Annotated in this window: 21 protein-coding genes; 6 read left to right on the top strand and 15 right to left on the bottom strand. The window is 39.8% G+C overall.

The annotated features are described in order from the left end of the window. Positions 1 to 189: 189 nt before the first annotated feature. The 7 genes from B4N43_RS11295 to B4N43_RS11265 form a co-directional block, all read right to left on the bottom strand. A complete protein-coding gene (locus tag B4N43_RS11295; RefSeq protein ID WP_182983933.1) occupies positions 190 to 1401 on the bottom strand; it encodes a GTP-binding protein in 1212 nt (403 codons plus the stop codon). 127 nt (positions 1402 to 1528) lie between these two features. Continuing rightward, a complete protein-coding gene (locus B4N43_RS11290) occupies positions 1529 to 2107 on the bottom strand; it encodes an RbsD/FucU domain-containing protein (RefSeq protein WP_286734710.1) in 579 nt (192 codons plus the stop codon). Further along, the gene (locus B4N43_RS11285; RefSeq protein WP_286734709.1) at positions 2104 to 4473 is read right to left on the bottom strand and encodes a GH116 family glycosyl hydrolase; all 2370 of its coding nucleotides are present in this window, start codon (positions 4471 to 4473) and stop codon (positions 2104 to 2106) included. Before B4N43_RS11285 ends, B4N43_RS11290 begins: the two co-directional genes overlap by 4 nt. Continuing rightward, positions 4404 to 4817 (bottom strand): hypothetical protein, encoded by a 414-nt coding sequence (locus tag B4N43_RS11280; RefSeq protein WP_182983930.1) that lies wholly within the window; start codon positions 4815 to 4817, stop codon positions 4404 to 4406. Before B4N43_RS11280 ends, B4N43_RS11285 begins: the two co-directional genes overlap by 70 nt. A gap of 217 nt (positions 4818 to 5034) precedes the next feature. Then, complete coding sequence (locus B4N43_RS11275; RefSeq protein ID WP_286734707.1) at positions 5035 to 5631, bottom strand: outer membrane beta-barrel protein; 597 nt, start codon at positions 5629 to 5631, stop codon at positions 5035 to 5037. A gap of 25 nt (positions 5632 to 5656) precedes the next feature. Continuing rightward, positions 5657 to 6274 carry a hypothetical protein gene (locus B4N43_RS11270; RefSeq protein ID WP_075993534.1) on the bottom strand — a complete coding sequence of 206 codons (618 nt, stop codon included), beginning with the start codon at positions 6272 to 6274 and terminating at the stop codon, positions 5657 to 5659. Between the two features lie 194 nt (positions 6275 to 6468). Next, positions 6469 to 6918: a protein-disulfide reductase DsbD N-terminal domain-containing protein gene (locus tag B4N43_RS11265; RefSeq protein ID WP_075993535.1), complete on the bottom strand. Its 450-nt coding sequence runs from the start codon at positions 6916 to 6918 to the stop codon at positions 6469 to 6471. Positions 6919 to 7265: 347 nt separating this feature from the next. Here B4N43_RS11265 and B4N43_RS11260 point away from each other — a divergent pair, with 347 nt between their 5' ends. Beyond that, positions 7266 to 7790 (top strand): ClbS/DfsB family four-helix bundle protein, encoded by a 525-nt coding sequence (locus tag B4N43_RS11260; protein ID WP_286734704.1) that lies wholly within the window; start codon positions 7266 to 7268, stop codon positions 7788 to 7790. A 53-nt stretch (positions 7791 to 7843) separates the two neighbouring features. Next, positions 7844 to 7996, top strand: coding sequence for a lmo0937 family membrane protein (locus B4N43_RS11255; RefSeq protein ID WP_112376008.1), 153 nt, complete (start codon positions 7844 to 7846; stop codon positions 7994 to 7996). 91 nt (positions 7997 to 8087) lie between these two features. Here the strand turns inward: B4N43_RS11255 and B4N43_RS11250 are convergent, their stop codons facing one another. Further along, positions 8088 to 8594, bottom strand: a complete 507-nt coding sequence (locus B4N43_RS11250) for a pyridoxamine 5'-phosphate oxidase family protein (protein ID WP_182983929.1) — start codon at positions 8592 to 8594, stop codon at positions 8088 to 8090. 182 nt (positions 8595 to 8776) lie between these two features. Here B4N43_RS11250 and B4N43_RS11245 point away from each other — a divergent pair, with 182 nt between their 5' ends. Together B4N43_RS11245 and B4N43_RS11240 are read left to right on the top strand one after the other, a co-directional pair. Further along, complete coding sequence (locus B4N43_RS11245; protein WP_182983928.1) at positions 8777 to 10030, top strand: putative DNA modification/repair radical SAM protein; 1254 nt, start codon at positions 8777 to 8779, stop codon at positions 10028 to 10030. Continuing rightward, positions 10030 to 10788 carry a TIGR03915 family putative DNA repair protein gene (locus B4N43_RS11240; protein ID WP_145327900.1) on the top strand — a complete coding sequence of 253 codons (759 nt, stop codon included), beginning with the start codon at positions 10030 to 10032 and terminating at the stop codon, positions 10786 to 10788. Before B4N43_RS11245 ends, B4N43_RS11240 begins: the two co-directional genes overlap by 1 nt. A gap of 33 nt (positions 10789 to 10821) precedes the next feature. On the opposite strand, the gene B4N43_RS11235 is transcribed toward B4N43_RS11240, so the two are convergent. The 6 genes from B4N43_RS11235 to B4N43_RS11210 form a co-directional block, all read right to left on the bottom strand. Next, positions 10822 to 10995: a hypothetical protein gene (locus B4N43_RS11235; RefSeq protein WP_167512259.1), complete on the bottom strand. Its 174-nt coding sequence runs from the start codon at positions 10993 to 10995 to the stop codon at positions 10822 to 10824. A 454-nt stretch (positions 10996 to 11449) separates the two neighbouring features. After that, the gene (locus B4N43_RS11230) at positions 11450 to 12316 is read right to left on the bottom strand and encodes a helix-turn-helix domain-containing protein (protein WP_286734699.1); all 867 of its coding nucleotides are present in this window, start codon (positions 12314 to 12316) and stop codon (positions 11450 to 11452) included. 40 nt (positions 12317 to 12356) lie between these two features. Further along, complete coding sequence (locus tag B4N43_RS11225) at positions 12357 to 12704, bottom strand: hypothetical protein (protein WP_075993540.1); 348 nt, start codon at positions 12702 to 12704, stop codon at positions 12357 to 12359. A 48-nt stretch (positions 12705 to 12752) separates the two neighbouring features. Continuing rightward, positions 12753 to 13244: a c-type cytochrome gene (locus B4N43_RS11220; RefSeq protein ID WP_157626153.1), complete on the bottom strand. Its 492-nt coding sequence runs from the start codon at positions 13242 to 13244 to the stop codon at positions 12753 to 12755. A gap of 42 nt (positions 13245 to 13286) precedes the next feature. Further along, on the bottom strand, positions 13287 to 14141 hold the full coding sequence (locus B4N43_RS11215) for a FixH family protein (RefSeq protein ID WP_286734695.1): 855 nt from the start codon (positions 14139 to 14141) through the stop codon (positions 13287 to 13289). A gap of 83 nt (positions 14142 to 14224) precedes the next feature. Further along, positions 14225 to 14602: a hypothetical protein gene (locus B4N43_RS11210; protein ID WP_145327904.1), complete on the bottom strand. Its 378-nt coding sequence runs from the start codon at positions 14600 to 14602 to the stop codon at positions 14225 to 14227. 134 nt (positions 14603 to 14736) lie between these two features. Between B4N43_RS11210 and B4N43_RS11205 the strand changes: the two genes are divergently transcribed. Continuing rightward, complete coding sequence (locus B4N43_RS11205; RefSeq protein WP_286734694.1) at positions 14737 to 15441, top strand: hypothetical protein; 705 nt, start codon at positions 14737 to 14739, stop codon at positions 15439 to 15441. A 221-nt stretch (positions 15442 to 15662) separates the two neighbouring features. Continuing rightward, on the top strand, positions 15663 to 16349 hold the full coding sequence (locus B4N43_RS11200; protein WP_158638854.1) for a class I SAM-dependent methyltransferase: 687 nt from the start codon (positions 15663 to 15665) through the stop codon (positions 16347 to 16349). A gap of 168 nt (positions 16350 to 16517) precedes the next feature. Here B4N43_RS11200 and B4N43_RS11195 read toward each other — a convergent pair whose 3' ends face one another. Next, positions 16518 to 17411, bottom strand: a complete 894-nt coding sequence (locus B4N43_RS11195) for a sensor histidine kinase (protein WP_286734692.1) — start codon at positions 17409 to 17411, stop codon at positions 16518 to 16520. Positions 17412 to 17755: the final 344 nt, after the last annotated feature.

The following is a 17755-nucleotide window of genomic DNA, read 5'->3' as shown; positions in this document are numbered from 1 at the left end:
ACACAACCATAACACAAAAAAAGTTTGTTTTTTTAGATGTTCGGATTGATAAAGGTTCAGTATAGTTTTCCGGGTAAGATCTGACAAATCAGCATAAAAAAGGCCAGGAAATCAACCCCTGACCTTCGAAAAATACAATATCTAACCTACATTACTTACTTTTTTAACCGATGCAGATCGCAAATAGTTTTAAATATTTTTAGGAAATTCGTCTTTCCACCAGGTAAAACGCCAGTCATAGCCTTCTTCTTCGGTCAACAGGCATTCTTCCAGCTCTGCCAGATATTTTTCTTTATCCAGATCCTGACCTATAAATACCAATTCATTTTTTCGATCTTCCCACTCCGGATGCCAACGTTTAAGAAGTTCAGCTCTGATTTCGGCATAACTGGGATACTGATAACGCTGCTCTTCGGGCATGCTACTCCACCATGAGCCTGCACTTTCCAACCTTACGCTACCGCCTGCCTGACTAAAGCTAATGGCCAAATGCGGGCGGGAGGCCAACCACAGTAGACCTTTGGCTCGTATGATATTGTGCGGGTAGCGCTCGTTGAGGTAGCGGTGCAGTCGTTGTGGATGGAAGGGCCGTTGCGATCGAAAAACAAAAGATGAAATACCGTACTCTGCTGTTTCGGGTGTATGTTCATTTTCAAGTTCCCTGATCCACCCTGCCGAAGATGAAGCTTCATCAAAATTAAAAGAGCCCGTACCCATAATTTCCCGGGGATCAACGCGTCCAAATTGTGTACGGATACGCTTTGCACCTGGATTGAGCCGCCCAATTGCAGCCTCCAAGGTACCCAAAGTTTCCTCAGATACCAGATCGGCCTTATTCAGGAGGATAACATTCGCAAACTCGATCTGATCAGTCAACAGATTTACGATCGCCCTATTATCATAATCGTCGTCCGTCAATTTCCGATCTAATAAGGTGTCGGCGCTTCCAAAATCTTTGGCAAAGTTGAAACAGTCCACAACTGTTACCATGGTGTCAATATAACTGAATGTAGACAGGTCAATCGCATTATCATTACCAACATAACTGAATGTTTGGGCAACAGGGATAGGCTCCGAAATACCAGTGCTTTCGATAAGAAGATAATCAAAACGGTTTTCTTTCGCTAGTCGCTCCACCTCCACCATCAAATCCTCTCTTAATGTACAACAAATACATCCGTTGCTCATCTCTACTAATTTTTCTTCCGTTCGTGAAAGTACATTTTCGCGCTCAACAGCCTGTGCATCGACGTTCACTTCGCTCATATCATTGACAATGACGGCCACTTTCTTACCCTCCTTATTGTGTAAAATATGATTCAATAGTGTTGTTTTTCCTGCGCCTAAAAATCCACTTAAAACGGTGACAGGCAATTTAGTTTTTTGGGAAATGCTGCTCATAGTAATTTCGTTTTCACAAATGTAAAAACAACAACAATTAAATGCAACATTGTTGCTTTATTATTGTGCGCACTAAACCAAAAGTCTTCCAAATGCCCTTAACACTTATCAATGATTAAGATAAGTTTCATTTCACCTGATCAGCAAGACGTTGCCTTAAGATACGTTCACGATCAGCATCCCAATACTTGCAGTCCAGTTCTATAAACAAGGAACTGTAGGGTAGAGTTGACTCGGTCTTCAGTACGACAACACCAAAAAGCTGTGCTGCTTTATCCATTTTCGCAAATACTTCTTCGTGCATCAGCGGGGTTAATTTTATGTTCGGAAGTAATTTCTTTAGACTCTCCTGATATGCTTTTAAGCCTGGCGCGATGGTTTCATCTAAGTATCCAAGCTCCTTATCTTGGTAAAAAACAGGTCTTATATGTGTTTGCTTATCGAGTAGTCGCAATGCGGTATCCAATACCTCAGGCATCTTTCTTCCCGTATTAATAATCAGCATATTTTTGGTAGCAGGAGCGGGATAGGCCTTATCAACAATCAATATCCAATTGCGGTGACCTAACAAAGGTAATTGCTGCGAAAATAAATCCTTCCAGTCTGGTTTTAACGGCGGATCACCCAAATGACGTGGCGATGATTCACAAGCGACCATCACAGCAAACATCATGAAAAGAAGCAAATTATTTATCCATTTTTTCATAGCCATTGTATTGTTAGTGTATCTCCATTTTTTAGCATGACTTGCTTCTTAAAACTAAGGATCAGACGCCCATCGGTGCGTTTCAGCTCAACCAGTTCAATCGACCTTTCATTTTGCTTTACAATGAGTTGTTTTTTATTGAGCGATAGGTCATCCGCATCACCTAGATGAAATTCATTGAGCATCAATTGACCATATTTCAAGGTCAGTGTACACTGACATACCCCTTTAGTTTTTCGCTTCTGGGCATATGTCCCCCATCCTTTTGCTGTTGTGAAAGGCGCCTTGAAATCTGCTTTTCCTAACTTAGGGGCAAATCCAATCTGCCCTTTCGGCCCATGATAACTAAAACCGCAGGCGCTGATAAAGGTTCCATAACTTGCCATGGCACGTGCATAATGATCGCTGCATTCAATCTCATTAAAAGGATTTCTCTTGGCAGCATGATGGCGATCGTGGATCACCCTTGTCAATGTTAAACTTTCGTCAACCATGCCTTCAGCCATCATATGTGCTGCGACCTGATGTTCAAAGCCACTCATGCATTCATGGAAATAACCTAATTGCCAGGTAGTATTGTCCCCATAAGCCTTGTCTTCATTCTTTGGATTAGTGTTCATAACCATGCCCCCCTCCCCAGCCAAGGCATAAGGCCTTCCGCCAAGATGTGTTTTTATATAGGGACCAACATCCATAGTAAAGTTATATTTCCAGAGTGCTTTCAATGCAGACACAACATTCTCCTGACGATTGACCCCCGGCATGTCCACTTGTCTGCACCAGGCCTGACCATAAACCTGGTCAATATGACAGGTATTATAAGAGCCTAGCATCTTTCGCCCCTGCAGCATATCGGGACGATGAATATAATACTCTCCATTAAAGAGTTTGCTATCCATATTTTCAGATCCCTTCCTAACGTATTCCAAACACGATTTTTGAAAGGTTTTATCACCTACTTCCTTCGCCATCAATGCAGCAGCCTGTATTGCTGCGAGACATAACCCGACAATCCAGGCAATTTCACCTTCCCAGACCGCATCGAGTGTATTTTCCATTGGCGTATCGGTCATACCATCCTTGTTTTTATCCTGATCAAGAACAAATTGAACTGCCTTCTTAAGTTTAGGCCAGTTTCGCTTAAGGAATTCGCTATCGCTGCTCATCTGATGATCGCGATAGAAGCGTAGAATAACACCAGCCTGCCCATCAATAGCTGGTCTTTTTTCATATTCAGCACGAAAGATGATGGCACCGGTATCAGACTGAAAGCCAACACCTAAATCCGTCACTTCACGTAAATTACGTTCAAGATCCGGAAATATCCTGCCCATGGATTGCCCATATTGCCAAACGTGCGTACAGGTACCGGCACATGCCCCTACTCCTTCCCAGCCCCAAAATCTTCCCGAAGCAAAACGCATGGTGTTTGCTGTGGCCAGTGTGCCTATATTGACAAAAGTGCGGTCCATAAACCAGTAAGGCAGTGTTGTATCATTCCAGGTTTGCTGCCATGCCATGGTTTCGCTCTCGAGTTTTTCACGATTGTTCAAATAATAATTGATTACTTCGGCCGCATTATTAAACCTGGCACCATACCAATAACCTGATTGCGCATCCTTGAGGTGAAGTTTCAGTTTAGGGTGTGGATTGTTAAAATACCAAGATATTGCATAAGAAATTTGGCTTGTCGCCTTCGCTTTTATTGTCCGTTTTACCGTAAAGGCACCTACTTGCAAATCCGAAAAATCGACGGTCGAATCCACCCTATCCGCCTTTACCTCCTGCGGTTTTACAGGCCATTCCTGTAACCTCGTCGTGGGTTGCGCTTCGATATCAATACAGGTAAAAGCCATTGATCCATGGTCGCCAGCTTCCATGGCTTGAGTAGGAACCTGATCGCAACTAAAAAGCAACACTTGAGTATCGGCATGTTCCGCGAGGAAAGAGCGTTTGTTTACAGTATCAAAATCTTTCCGCCCTTTATGTACACCATTTTCCATCCAGCCCGTAACCGTTACATCGACTGGCGCGCCGCCCTTGTTCTGCAATTCGATATGTATTGTGGTAAGTGGCAACGAAGAATTGTCCTGATCTAAAGGAATAAATGGCGAATAGGCGACCAACACCACATCCAATGGAAAATCGATACTGCTATAGGTTATTCGACATGTTGGATATGTTGCTTCAAATGTAACTTCATCCCAGTGGTTTTCCCTAAGCTCCTTGATAACCTGCTTTCCATCGACTAAGGTCGAAATCGCAAAGCCCTGTTCCATAGTCCGCAGGTTGTCTGCTATAGCAGGCTCAATATAAGCAGATCCATCCCTCGGCCGCACAGTGCCAATTCTTTTCCATTGTTCCATTGTACATTTTTGGGCTCTATCCCCTCACGCTCACCATCATAATCCGTATTAAATATCTGCCACAACCATAGCCGACCATCACCTCCTATATAGACCGTACCCGAATGTAAACCACCCACAGGCATTCCAATGTACCGAAGCTCATTTTTACTTTTTCGATAAGTAATTTTTTTACCCTTTTCATACAGCGAATCAAACCATTGCTCGCTGAGACTTTTTTCCTCTGGAATGTTGTGAACAGGTTTATCCCAGGCAAATACGGTATTTGACCATACAGGAAATTTGCTGACCAATACGCCCAGGCCAACTAAACTGGCTTTCTTAAAAAAACTTCTTCTATCCATTCGTTTATAATTTATTGCCGTCCCGAATTTAGCGGAAGGAACTATTGGTTTGTCTACACAAGATATTGAAATATCCTTGATATCCAGCAATAAACATCTTCACAACAAATGGTTAATCAATAAAAAAGTTAAAGCCGCCTGATGTAGCAAAATCAGAGCGGCTCAGCTTACAGCACAGGAAAGTCTGTAAAGGTTACCTACCAGTGGATCTATTCGCTTAAAACAAACGCACTTTAAATCCCAGTTGATACTGGTCAATATGCGCATCCCAGTTGTCTACAATTTTATTATTCTTTTTGAACTGTCGGTATCTAAAATACAGCGCGCCAAGGTCTATCCCTAATGCGTAACCTATCCGTGTACGACTGTTGAATGCTGGTGTTCCATCATTGAGCTTATAAGCGTCGTCATTGAGCAACATATTAAGGTCTAGACCGCCCAGGATGGAAAATTTTCTTGTAAAATTAACTTTAAGGTACACCGGAGTGTTGAGATATTTCAGCGAACGGGTCCCTTTAGACAAACCTCCAGGAAGGGAGGCTGTGTTGTCATTAACACGTATTCTGGTTAAATTATAACTAGGTTCAACTTGAATATCCATTTTGCTATTAAGCCCAAATATCAAATCTCCCCCCAATTGATATCCCATTCTATTGGCGCCAAATGCATTCCCACTTGCACGCGAAATATTACCACCAACCCGAAGTCCAAACCCCATTTGTCCGTAACATGCGGTCTTGAAACCGAACAATCCCACGATCAAAAAACAAACTAGTGTACAATGCTTCAACTTTAATCGATCTATCTTTATCATTTTTACCATAAAACACACCATTACATTAGACCAATAACTGTTTTCCTGTAATTTGCAACTTCACAAAATAGGCTATATTATTTTTCTTTATACTTTCCTTCAATATTCGCGCTTCCTTCGTAAAGTACCTGTGGGTTCGCAAGAAGGCAAGGGTCAGTGCACACCAGATACGTTCATCGACCACCTGATTTTTTCTATAATTTACTTCCAGATACATCCTTTGATTAAGGTCAACAAAACTTTTACTCCCCAAATGAAATGAGACCGCATCCACAACTATTTCCTCCAGCAGATTTTCTGGCTTTTTCGAGGGCCTTGTTGCAAAAATGCACATTTCAACTTTTTTGATTACGGACTCTCCAACCAAATGTTCCTGTAAAAAACACCTTGCTGCAGATACGCTCCTCTGACGGGTTCCTTTTACCCCTTCAAATAGATAACCTATATCCTGAAAATAAGCGGCACAATTTACGACGAATTTATCTTCGACCGTCAAGCTATACTTTTCACTCAGGATAACTACCGCATTTACAATATCACGAACCCTATCAATCGTGTGAAAACACAGTTGTGGATTGTGGTTCTCGCGGTAACTCTGCACTAAAAAAAGATCTGCCTGCTGAAGTAAGTTTGTGTAATCCATTTAAACAAAACTAAAATTCCGTAAAAAATAGATTTAACATATTATACCAAAGGGGCTATTTTTTATACCAAAGGGCTCTTAAACAAAAAAGGCCAGGTAATCATACCTCGCCTTTATCCTTAAATTTTCCTTTTTCTATCAATTATCCCAAGCACCAAATCGCTTTAGATGGTTAATTGCTGTTATTTATGACATTATTTGATCGTTACAGCAAAAGCATATTCATCGGGAGGAAGACATTGTGAAGCGTCACAAGCTTGCCATTCCACTGTACCTTTTACTGTTGCAGTTCCTTTGTTGAGCGAAACTTTTTGCTGAAAGATCACTTCATTTGTAAAGTATCCTACATCCATTTTGAAAACCTCTTCGTGTTTAATCTTTGGTTTTGGTTCAGCAGTCTTACCTACCAACGCATAGTCAGCGGCTTTACTGAAATTGAAAGATGTTGGAATTGGTCCTCCATCTTTTACATTTTGAGAGTAAATGTGCCAACCATCTTGAATGGTAGCCTTCACGTAAACCATAGCTTCCTTGTTGTTCAATTTTTTGCTGGCCACAGTCCATTTTACAGGTTTATGGATCTGAGCGAATGCGCCCGAAACGGCGAACATAACCACGGTCACTAACAATAAAATCTTTTTCATGTTTGTATCAATTTTTCAGTTTATTATTTCATCGGCAGCACATTTCATACAGTATTTTTTCTGTAAAACACCACTTAAATGCTTACAACAATATTCGCTATAAACAGAATAAAACACAATATGATCACAATAAAACAATAAATTTTATCAAAAAAAACTAATTAAACCATATTTTTTACACTTTTATAGGCTCAGTTTTTTCAATTCCAGTAATATATTCAAAAAAGGCTATCAGACTAAAACAAAGGGAATTGTCAAACATTGTCTGTTGTGAGCTTGTGAACGCGTTCTGCTCTACAACTCCATCCTGAGCGAATCAATTTTACATAATTATCTGTATCTTATGCATGATTCACATTTATGCCATGGCTATACCAACCACAAAAGACGAACTCCTTCAAGCTATCCGTACAAATTACAGTAATCTTGTCTGTGAACTTTCCGATATTCCAATCGGTCAAACTAATCTTCTTATACTCCAGGGTCATGCTAAAGGAACAGTAATGAGTATAAATAATCTAATTTCCTATTTAATTGGCTGGGGTGAGCTGGTTCTCAAATGGAATAAGAAAAGTGAAGATGACAAAGAGGTTGATTTTCCGGAGACTGGTTTTAAATGGAATGAACTAGGCAAACTGGCTCAAAAATTTTATCAGGATTATGCCGACCTCGATTTTACGACTTTGTGCGCAAAACTAGATCAAACTGTTTTAACAATTATGGAACTCCTCGAGCAAAAAACAAACATGCAGCTTTATGGTGTAACCTGGTATGGAAAATGGACCTTAGGCAGAATGATTCAATTTAACACCGCTTCACCTTATCAAAATGCAGTCGGGAGAATCCGTAAGTGGAAAAAAGAAAAAAAATAGTAAACCATAGCTGGATAAATATTGTTATTCAATAAACACATATAATCATTACTATGGGAAATCTATTATATACTATCGCTGTTATTTTGGTCCTGATATGGGCAATCAGTTTTTTTGGCGGATTTGTTGGCGGAGGGCTAATTCATATTCTTTTGGTTATCGCTATCATTGCAGTGCTTCTGCGTGTAATTAAAGGAAACGCGTGAAGACTGTAAGCAGTTTATTGATTACGATAAAAAGCTCCTCATTTTAACGCTGAGGAGCTTGTATTTGCTGTAAATTCTTCAGTTAATAAACTTAAATATTCAGATCTCCTTCTTTACCTATATCTTCCGTTTCACCTGTTAGTCTACCTTTTAGCATCTTAAACAGGTTGACAATCATATTGGAGTCTGAATCCCAATAATGAGCATCTTTAGGCGTAACACGCAACAATCGGATATTGGGATCCTCCTTACCTTTCTCAAACCATCCTTCCATCATTTTGTTCCAGTAACGATCTATCCTTTCCTGATCTCGCGAAAGACTCGCTTTACCATTTATACTTAGAAAGGTGTAGTGTTTTGGGTCCGCATAAAATAAGGAAGCTTTTGGGTTCTGTGCAATATTCTTAAAGGTATCGCTCTCAGCAGAACAAATAAACCAAATATCTCCATCTTCGTCTACTTCTTGTCTACTCATTGGAACCCCATGTGGGTACTCCGATTCAGCTGGGAATGAACAGACTGTTCCCACATCGATTTGATCTACAATTGCTTTAAGCTTATCTAAAGCTTCTTTGTTATTTAAATTATTCTCTGCCATAATATGTCGTTTATTAAGGAACAGTATCCTGTAGAAAATCGTTTATTTTTTCAGCAAATTCAGGCTATCTTGGGTAGTGAAAGGGGAAAAGTACGAATAAAAAAAGGCAAATCAAGTAATTTTACGCATCCTTAATACTAATAATATTAGTAATTTTACATCAAAATAGTAGAAAATAAATCATGTTTGGTTTTGATGATAAATTGCAAATATTAGCTGATGCCGCTAAGTATGACGTAAGTTGCAGCTCAAGCGGAAGTAAACGAAAAAATAGTGGTGGTATAGGTGATTCATCGACTAGTGGCATTTGTCATACCTACACCGAAGATGGTCGCTGCGTCTCCCTGCTAAAAATTTTAATGACCAATTATTGCATCTACGACTGTTCATTTTGTGTGAGCCGACGAAGCAATGACGTACAACGGGCAGCATTTTCGGTAAAGGAAATTGTCGAATTGACCATGAACTTCTACCGTCGTAATTATATTGAGGGTCTTTTTTTAAGTTCGGGTATTTTCAAATCTGCCGACTATACCATGGAACGCTTAATGTTGGTCGTCAAGAAACTTCGGACGGAAGAACGGTTTCATGGTTATATCCATCTAAAGGCCATTCCGGGTGCGAGTGAATCGTTACTAAAAGAAGCAGGTCTATATGTTGACCGGATGAGTGTGAACCTCGAAATTCCCACTGAGGAGGGACTCAAGCTGGTTGCTCCCGAAAAGGATCATCAATCCGTTCGCGAGCCTCTAGCGATTATTAAAAATGAAATCCTCAACCTTCGGCAGGATCGAAAAAAAGAGAAGAAAACACCCTTGTTTGTACCAGCAGGCCAAAGTACACAGCTGGTTATTGGAGCAACTCCAGAGAGCGACCTACAGATTATGCAGGCCGCCAATACATTCTATAAAGATTACGATCTCAAACGGGTTTATTATTCGGGCTATATTCCCATCAACGCGACCGATTCCAACCTTCCCCAAATTGGGACATCACCACCTCTTGTACGTGAAAACAGACTTTATCAGACGGATTGGCTACTTCGGTTTTATGGTTTTTCGCTTCATGAAATACTCAACAGCACGCATCAACATCTCGATCTAGAAATAGACCCTAAGCTTGCTTGGGCGCTACGCAACCCACAATTCTTTCCCATCGACATCAACAGCGCTACGTATGAGTGGATTATCCGAATCCCCGGTATTGGCAGGCAATCCGCAAACAAAATTGTACAGTCGCGCAAATATGGAAAATTAAAGGAATATCAACTTCGAAAAATAGGAATTGCCTATAATCGCGCCAAATATTTTATGGTTTGCCAAGATACATGCATAGCAGGAGGCTTCCATTATCCCGAAAAAATCAGAAAGTCTATTCTTGAAAGTAACCCGCGTACACTGGTCACGGCTTCCAATACACAGCTAACACTTTTCTAATGGACTATATTTTTGACGGAAGTTATTCCGGATACCTCTGTTGTGTATTTGAAGCCTTTGAACGGAAAGAATTTGATAGCATTCCCACAACAGAAAAGTCTATGGAAATTAATATTTTTTCGGAGAAGCGACAGGTTCATACTGATGTAAAAAAAGCCATGCGCATTTTAGTGGGAATGGAAAAGATACTCGGAGCACAAGAAACAAAAATTTTTTATCATAACTTTTTGTCCGATAATCAATCTGAATGGCTCAATGGATTTCGGTTGATCATCGAACTTTTTCGAAGGGGAAAATTGGATATACGCAATTATGGATACCCACCTGTACTCCGTATCCATCAGACGATCAAAAAGATCAGCCGCGAACGACACCGCATGAAAGCTTTTATCCGATTTGTCAAGTCTAACGATAATCTCTACACAGCCATCGTTGAACCCGATTTCAATGTGATTCCCCTGGTTGTAGACTTCTTTAAAAACCGATTTGCCGACCAGTGCTGGTTAATTTATGATATACGGCGAAACTATGGCTTCCATTATGATCGCAAAAATATCTTGGAGGTATCCAACAACAATACACATGAGGTTCAAGATCCATATCAGCTAGAAGTGGATCTCGATCCTCAAGAAAAAGATTATCAGCATCTCTGGAAGACTTATTTTAAGAATACCTCTATTGAATCACGCAAAAACCTGAAGCTTCACTTAAGACATGTTCCCAAACGTTACTGGAAATATCTCGTCGAAAAACAATAAGTCCCTAATTAGTGAAAATCCTATTTCATATCATTATTTTGATCCGCCAAACAGCTTGCTCACCAACCAAATGACAATAGCGACTACGACAACAACCAATAAGATGCCCGACCATACACCAGCTTTAAATATACCTTCAATTGCTGCACAGCTCGACACGAGCACCAATAAACTCGACATGAGCGCAAATGGAATTATCTTTTTCATAAATACCTGTTTTAATTATTAATTGGAAGTATGACAATACTGGCCTTGAAAATGTTTTACAGCAATGACGTTCATGTACTTTTTACATCTCACTGCGGATACGTCCGATACGTTCACTGCATTAAATACTTGAGCAGTCCGTATTTTTTTTCACAAAGTGAATGCGCTACGTTATTTACACCCTAAAAATACGGTTAACTGGCCAAGGGAAGCTTTTGGGTACAGCATTTGATTCTGTTTACCCAAATAGCAAAATAGAATTTAAACAATAATTGACTAAAGATATGGACACTATACACCAAAAAGCACAAAAAATAGGATTGGAAAAAGGTTATTATCTATTATTAATGGCTATATTGGATTTACCTGTTGATGGTAAGAAAAAATCAGAAAAGAAAAAATAAACATAAAGCCTTTTTCAACTACATGAAAAAGGCTTTTAGTGATATTTACATCAACAATTTTTCCTAAACTCCTCAGGACTCATTCCTTTATTTGCTTTAAAAAATGTACTGAAATATGGTACATTTTCAAAACCAAGTTCAAAGGCAATTTCTTTTACCGTTTTAAAAGTATGATAAAGCAATCGCTCGGCCTCCAATAGTATGCGTCCACGGATAATAGTACCGCAGCTCGTCGATCTTTTTTTTCGACAAATCCGATTAAGATAGTTGATCGATATATTCAATTGCTCTGCATAAAATGACGGATAACGCTGCTGCGCATAATGACTATCAACCAAAGATTCGAAACTTCGGATTTTATCGTCATCATCCTCCTGCTTTACAACTACATGATCGACCACGATTTGCCGTCCCAAAATCTGGAGCAACATAATTAAATAGCGGCTCAATACACCGTGAGCACTCAATTTAACTGAATTATAAGCAGTTTCCATCAAACTTACTATATGTAGACAACTGATCATATCTTCTTTTGAGAGCACAAAAGCGTGCTTACATCTACTCCTTAAAAAATGAAAGGATTTTCTTACAGCAGTGTTCTGCCTTTCCATGAAAAAAGATTCTGTAAATAAGACACTGTATCCTTCTACAGACGAACCTGCCTGAAAACTACACACACAATTTGAATTTATGCTGATTATATCATGGGCAGCTATAATCTGTACGCTCTGATCCGCTACCATAGACAGTTCACCACCCTTGATAAACAAAAGGGTATAAAAAGATCTTAGATGGAGCGTATTTTGATTTGCTTTAGCTTGTAAAAAAGCTGCTATAGGCATAATAACGATTCCCTTCGAAGTGGAATCAATATCTTCTAATTTTAGAAAATCTAGTTTCTCTTTTCGTATTACCATTTCTTTATGATTATTCTGTAAAAAAATATTTGTAGAATAATCAAATGATAGGCGGTCTAAAAATTTCAGGTAGTATACCTCCGAAGGTATCGGAGGCAAAGTCTTTCGGATAGACAGTCTTCACAGCAGGTACTATTGGATAGCACAGCAAGATTTCCTTCACATACTGCACAAAGACCAATATTTCCACCCCCTTCATTTTGGCAAGCACATTGTTCACATCCTTTTGTTCAACCGTCTTTTCGCTGAGGAAACAGAAACCTTTGCAGCTCACTGCCGGTTCAAAACGATTGACGCAGAGATTTTGCTCGATATACGTGCGATTGCACTCAAATTCAATAAATGCCCACAATAGATTGGTTGCCTGCACACATATTGCCCAAGCCATTATCATACAAAACCACCATCTACAGCGCTGAAACTTCATTGATCCGATCTATTTTGTTGTGCTATTACGTTCGCGCAAATATTCTAAAATGGCACGTGCCTCTTCTTGCTTCAAGCCCAAACTAATCATTGGCGAACCATATTCCTTGCTAAGTACTTTTGCGTCGGCATCTTTCTCCAGCATGGTTGCCGGATCTAGCATCATGTTCATAATCCACTCCGGGGTACGACGTTTGATGACAGCATCCAATGATGGTCCTACTAATGTGCGGTCAAAACTATGGCACATTGCACATTTCGACACAAATAGTTCTACACCTCTATTTGCAAGCTGCGCATCAAAGGGTTTGTGTTCAAAGGACGTAATGGTTCCTACACCTTTGGATCCCTCTGTTTTATAATCGAGCATAGCCGCAGGCTCATCTACGGAAGGTTGCTGGGCACTATCTTCTTTCTTGACTTTTGTACCCTCATTTCCGCTGCACGCCAGTATAGCTACAAAACCGAAACAGCCTAGGATTACGTTGATTCTCTTTTTCATTTTTATTGTTTAAGTATATTGGTAAAATAAATTCTGTTTGTATTAAGTGACCTGCACCAGATATTTTATATCATCCTGATTTGATTTTTTGCCCTCTTTCCATAGTTCGACAATGACTTCCCAACGACCAGGCATAGAAAAATTAACAGTGCCTTCATAGTAACCATTACCTGTACTTTCAGCAGCAAAATTTTCCGAAGCCCCCGTTTCCGTAGTAGACCTATTGGTCTTTAGTTTAATGACATAATGATCTAATACCGGAAAATGATGACCATCCATTTTATTCATTAAAAATCGGATCGGGTGCTTTCCCTGCTTTACGCTATCAGGCAATAGGCAGGAAATAAATACGCGACTATCGTCTCTGGTTCCTGAGCTCATTGTTCGCATGGTTGCTGCTGCAGTAACCGGAATCTTGATGGCAAGTGTATCTTTTAGGCGATTGTGACTACGTATCGTATGTAATTGCCAACCCTTTCCCATCTGCGGGATATCTGCCATAATAAAAACCATTGGGCCTCTATACCAGCCGTCGCCGAGCGCGACGGGATGCTCAAAGGGGCCACCATGCTTCATACGTCCCATACTCATTTCTGGATAAAAATCAAGGGATTTGTCATTGATCGGAATTCCCGAGGTATCTCTTAAACGCAGATAAATGGTATGATATTTATTGTTGAGTTTGGCATCCGCATATACGGTATAATTGGTAACATCCCAAACAGTATCCGCTATACGGACCAGATCGGACTCCTTAGGCAGGATAAAATCCGTAGCATTCTTACCGTTCTTTTTTGAATGATCGCCAGTACAGGATGAAGCTGAAAAAGCAACTGAAAACGCGAGTAGCAGTAAGATTACGCCCCCGACAGTCCCGACACGGGAATATAAATTCATATGTATTGATTTAAATCTTTTGAAAATAGACAGTACCTGCCGTCAGTCAACATGCCGACAGCCCGTACAAAAAGCAAAATGACTTAAACCAAAGGTGGGTGAAAAATAGTGAAAATTGGTCTATAGCTATAGTTTGCCTGATATGCTGGAAGTAAGGTCTCTGCAGCCGCTTCTTCAAAAAAAGCGATATCAAGGTTAAAACATTGCTGATTATTGATAAATACAACGTCGATTATACGAGATTCCAGGTTCTTTTGTTCCTTATCCTCATGTTCACGCATTTTCTTCATCAAGATACATTGTCCTCTACAGGAAAGTGCCTTTTCGTTGAATCGATTTATACACTCATTCTTAGCGATATAATCTCTGTTAAATTCAAAAACAGTCCATAGCCATACCGACGAGAAGCTCTGCAGGAGCATCAGCGGCAGTAGAATCCATATCAATTGTTTCGCTTTCATGTATCGCTAGTGCAGCAAATATACTAATTATTGACATACCAGCAACGAACTGCCTCTTTTCAAAACGCTCAAACGTTTTCTAAAACATCAAGAAGTTTTAGTACATTTAGCTAAAAATCACGCGCTTTGAGCAAATGAAGTTTAACCCTCTTTTAGTCATTAAATTATTACTTGGGCTGTTTATCTGCATCGGAATAGCTTTAATCATATTGATGATGGTTCATAACAGCAAAGTTGTGGGAGCTTATGTCGTTTCCGGACTTTTCATACTATTTCCAGGTATTATCCTGTACGGTATGACCGTTGGATTTCGAGTATCCGAAAAAACCATAACACGACAGATTGCCCAACAGGAAAGTGTAACATCCGATCATAAAGGCCTATACTATCAAATCCCCTTGCTAAAAACAACCCAATTTATCTCCTGGGAAATTATCGAGACCATTAGCTACAGCAACTACCACAGCGACGACCAGGCGCAGTTCAACTTTTATCTGACACAACCGGCATTTCAAATCGCGTCAGAGAAACCGGGATGGATAGCCAAAGCACTCCTACCCCTGATAAAAAAAAGTAAAAAGGTCGTTATAGATGAGAATTGCATCAATTTTCCCGAAATACCAAAAATGTTAGAAAAATACTTTTCTCCTATCCATCCAGTTGACATGTGCGAATCTCATAAAAAAGGAACTCTCCTAAGCTCAAAAAACATCGTAATGGAAAATACAATTCAGATCGAAGAATATTGGAAACCAAATCCAAATTTTGAATCTGAAAAAGTCATTTATGACCGATACAACCGGACAATTGATGAACTGAAACAATCAAAAAACAGCTAAAATTTGTTTTCCTGAGCAAAATCACCCGCGTCATCGTGCAACATTCAACAGGTATTGCTTATTATTTATTACTACGTTGGTACATTGGCTGAGTGATATTTATGTCTGCAGCTGTGGCAAGCAGAATAAAAATCCAAAATAAGCTGATGGGAGATATGACATAAATTCCAGCAATTGTTGCTGATAAAATGGATAAATTTGTCCCTACTAAAATTATTGCGATGATTGATAGGATAACAGCATACTGGAATGACCGTAGTACTTCCTGGCGCAAGGAACGGGATGAAGCCTGGTCCCGACCAGAAACTGAACGCTGGCTTGCGTTTTTCAAGTCCATCCGCAGCCAGACTGCGGGCAATAAAGTACTTGAAGTTGGTACTGCTACGGGATATTTTGCCAACATTATGACCCTTGCGGGTTTTGAGGTTACTGCCGTTGACCTCTCCCCACAGATGATTGAATATGCAAAACTCGTCAGCCAAGAACTAGAGCTTCGCGTAGACTATCGGGTCATGGATGCACAGGTCTTACAATTTGAAGCCAATACCTTTGATCTCGTTTTCACGAGATTGATGACATGGATCATCCCCGATCTTGAGCAATGTTACCGTGAAATGGAACGCGTGCTTAAGCCGGGTGGAAAACTGATCAACCTGGATGCCGATTTCGGGAAAACGGTCTTTAGTACCGACAGGCACGATGAATGCCCATCGGGCGCTATCGATCAGATCAATGACATCAAATCGGCATTGGACATCAGTGCACATCCACGTCCTGCTAAAGACGTCGAACTATTGGAAGCAGTTGGATTTGGTTCTATTGAAGTCGATATGGATGCACAAAATCGTATTCTTGAACTCCCTTTCGAGACTGAAGGACTTTTTATGCTAGAGGCTATCAAAAAGTAAAATTTGTTCAACACCCTTGATGTGTGTTTCGTTTGGAAAAGTCGCAAAATAATTGGTTTTCGGATCTTTCATACCAACCGATCTTTCATGAAAAACTAAGTTTGTCATTTAAATTTTCATCAAAAAAAGCCCGATCTATATCGGGCTTTTACAATAGATAGATTGTTATTAAGAGACAGCCTGATAAGCCTTCCGCGGAAACGAGATCCGAACAGAAACACCTGTACCATGCTGATTCTCGAACTGCATTTTTCCATCAATCCTTTTGATCAAATCCTTACAGAGGGAGATCCCCAACCCTGCACCATTTTTGCTCTCAGATTTTTTACGATCCCAGCTATTGACAAAATTTAGATTATGGAGGACTTCCGACGTAAGTTCTTCCCCTTCGTTGCTGACGATGAGTTCCCACCGATCGCTCGGATCATCTATCAGTTGCAACACAATGCTACCGCCGACTCGTCCATATTTAATGGCGTTGCTAATCACATTTCTTAGCACAAAAGCGAGAATTCCTTTATGTGTATCCGCGCAAAAATCCGGATTCACCGAATTTATGATCTGTATATTGAAACGTTGGATTTCTAGCGTATAGATCCCCAATACCGCATCAATTTGATCGCGAATATTACAGTTCTCGGTATTTTCAAGTTTATCCCGGAGTTGTGACTCTGTCCATAGTAAGACCTCTTCCAACATCGTACGCGATCTGACCACCTGTCCTTTTAGATTTAAAAAGATGAGTTTAAGCTCCTCCTTATCAACTAGAGAAATATCATCAATCGCCAACAAAATTTCGACCGATGCAAATGGTGCTCTGAGATCATGTGAGGCAATCGATAAAACTTTAGTCTTGAAACTCTCGGCAATTTTTAATTCCTCATTATAATGGTGAATACGAATTGCCTGTTCACTGAGGATACTGTTTGCGGTCGTCAATTTGAGCTGCTCGACCTTTAACAACCGATTTTTTCGGATTAAAAAGTAGATCAGTACGCCTATCAGCGTTTTACTGATGACTATTCCAACAATAAGTAGAGTAATAATAGTTTGGCTTTGCACAATTTTTAGGTAATAAATTAACAATAATGACTAATGGAATACCAAAGCTAAACAATCACATGCTAATTAAAAAATTTACCTTAAAAAAAACTACACTTACCTCGATTCTTTCTTAACTCATTCAAAAAAAAGGCTAGATCAATATTGACCTAGCCTTTACAAAAAACTATCCTCTAATAGACGTATACCTTATATACCTTTGGTTTAATGAACAATAGCTCAGTAAAATAGTTTTAAGTATTTTATTTTTGTTTATTCGCCAAATAAACTTAGCTATTTTTAAATCCATTTCGGCGATGCTGCACTCTCAGCAAAGATTTCCTAAATTTCCAAAGCCTGCCTAA

Source organism: Sphingobacterium sp. UBA1897 (genome assembly GCF_002337775.1).
Lineage (GTDB): Bacteria > Bacteroidota > Bacteroidia > Sphingobacteriales > Sphingobacteriaceae > Sphingobacterium > Sphingobacterium siyangense.
This window is presented reverse-complemented; position numbering and strand designations above follow the sequence as displayed.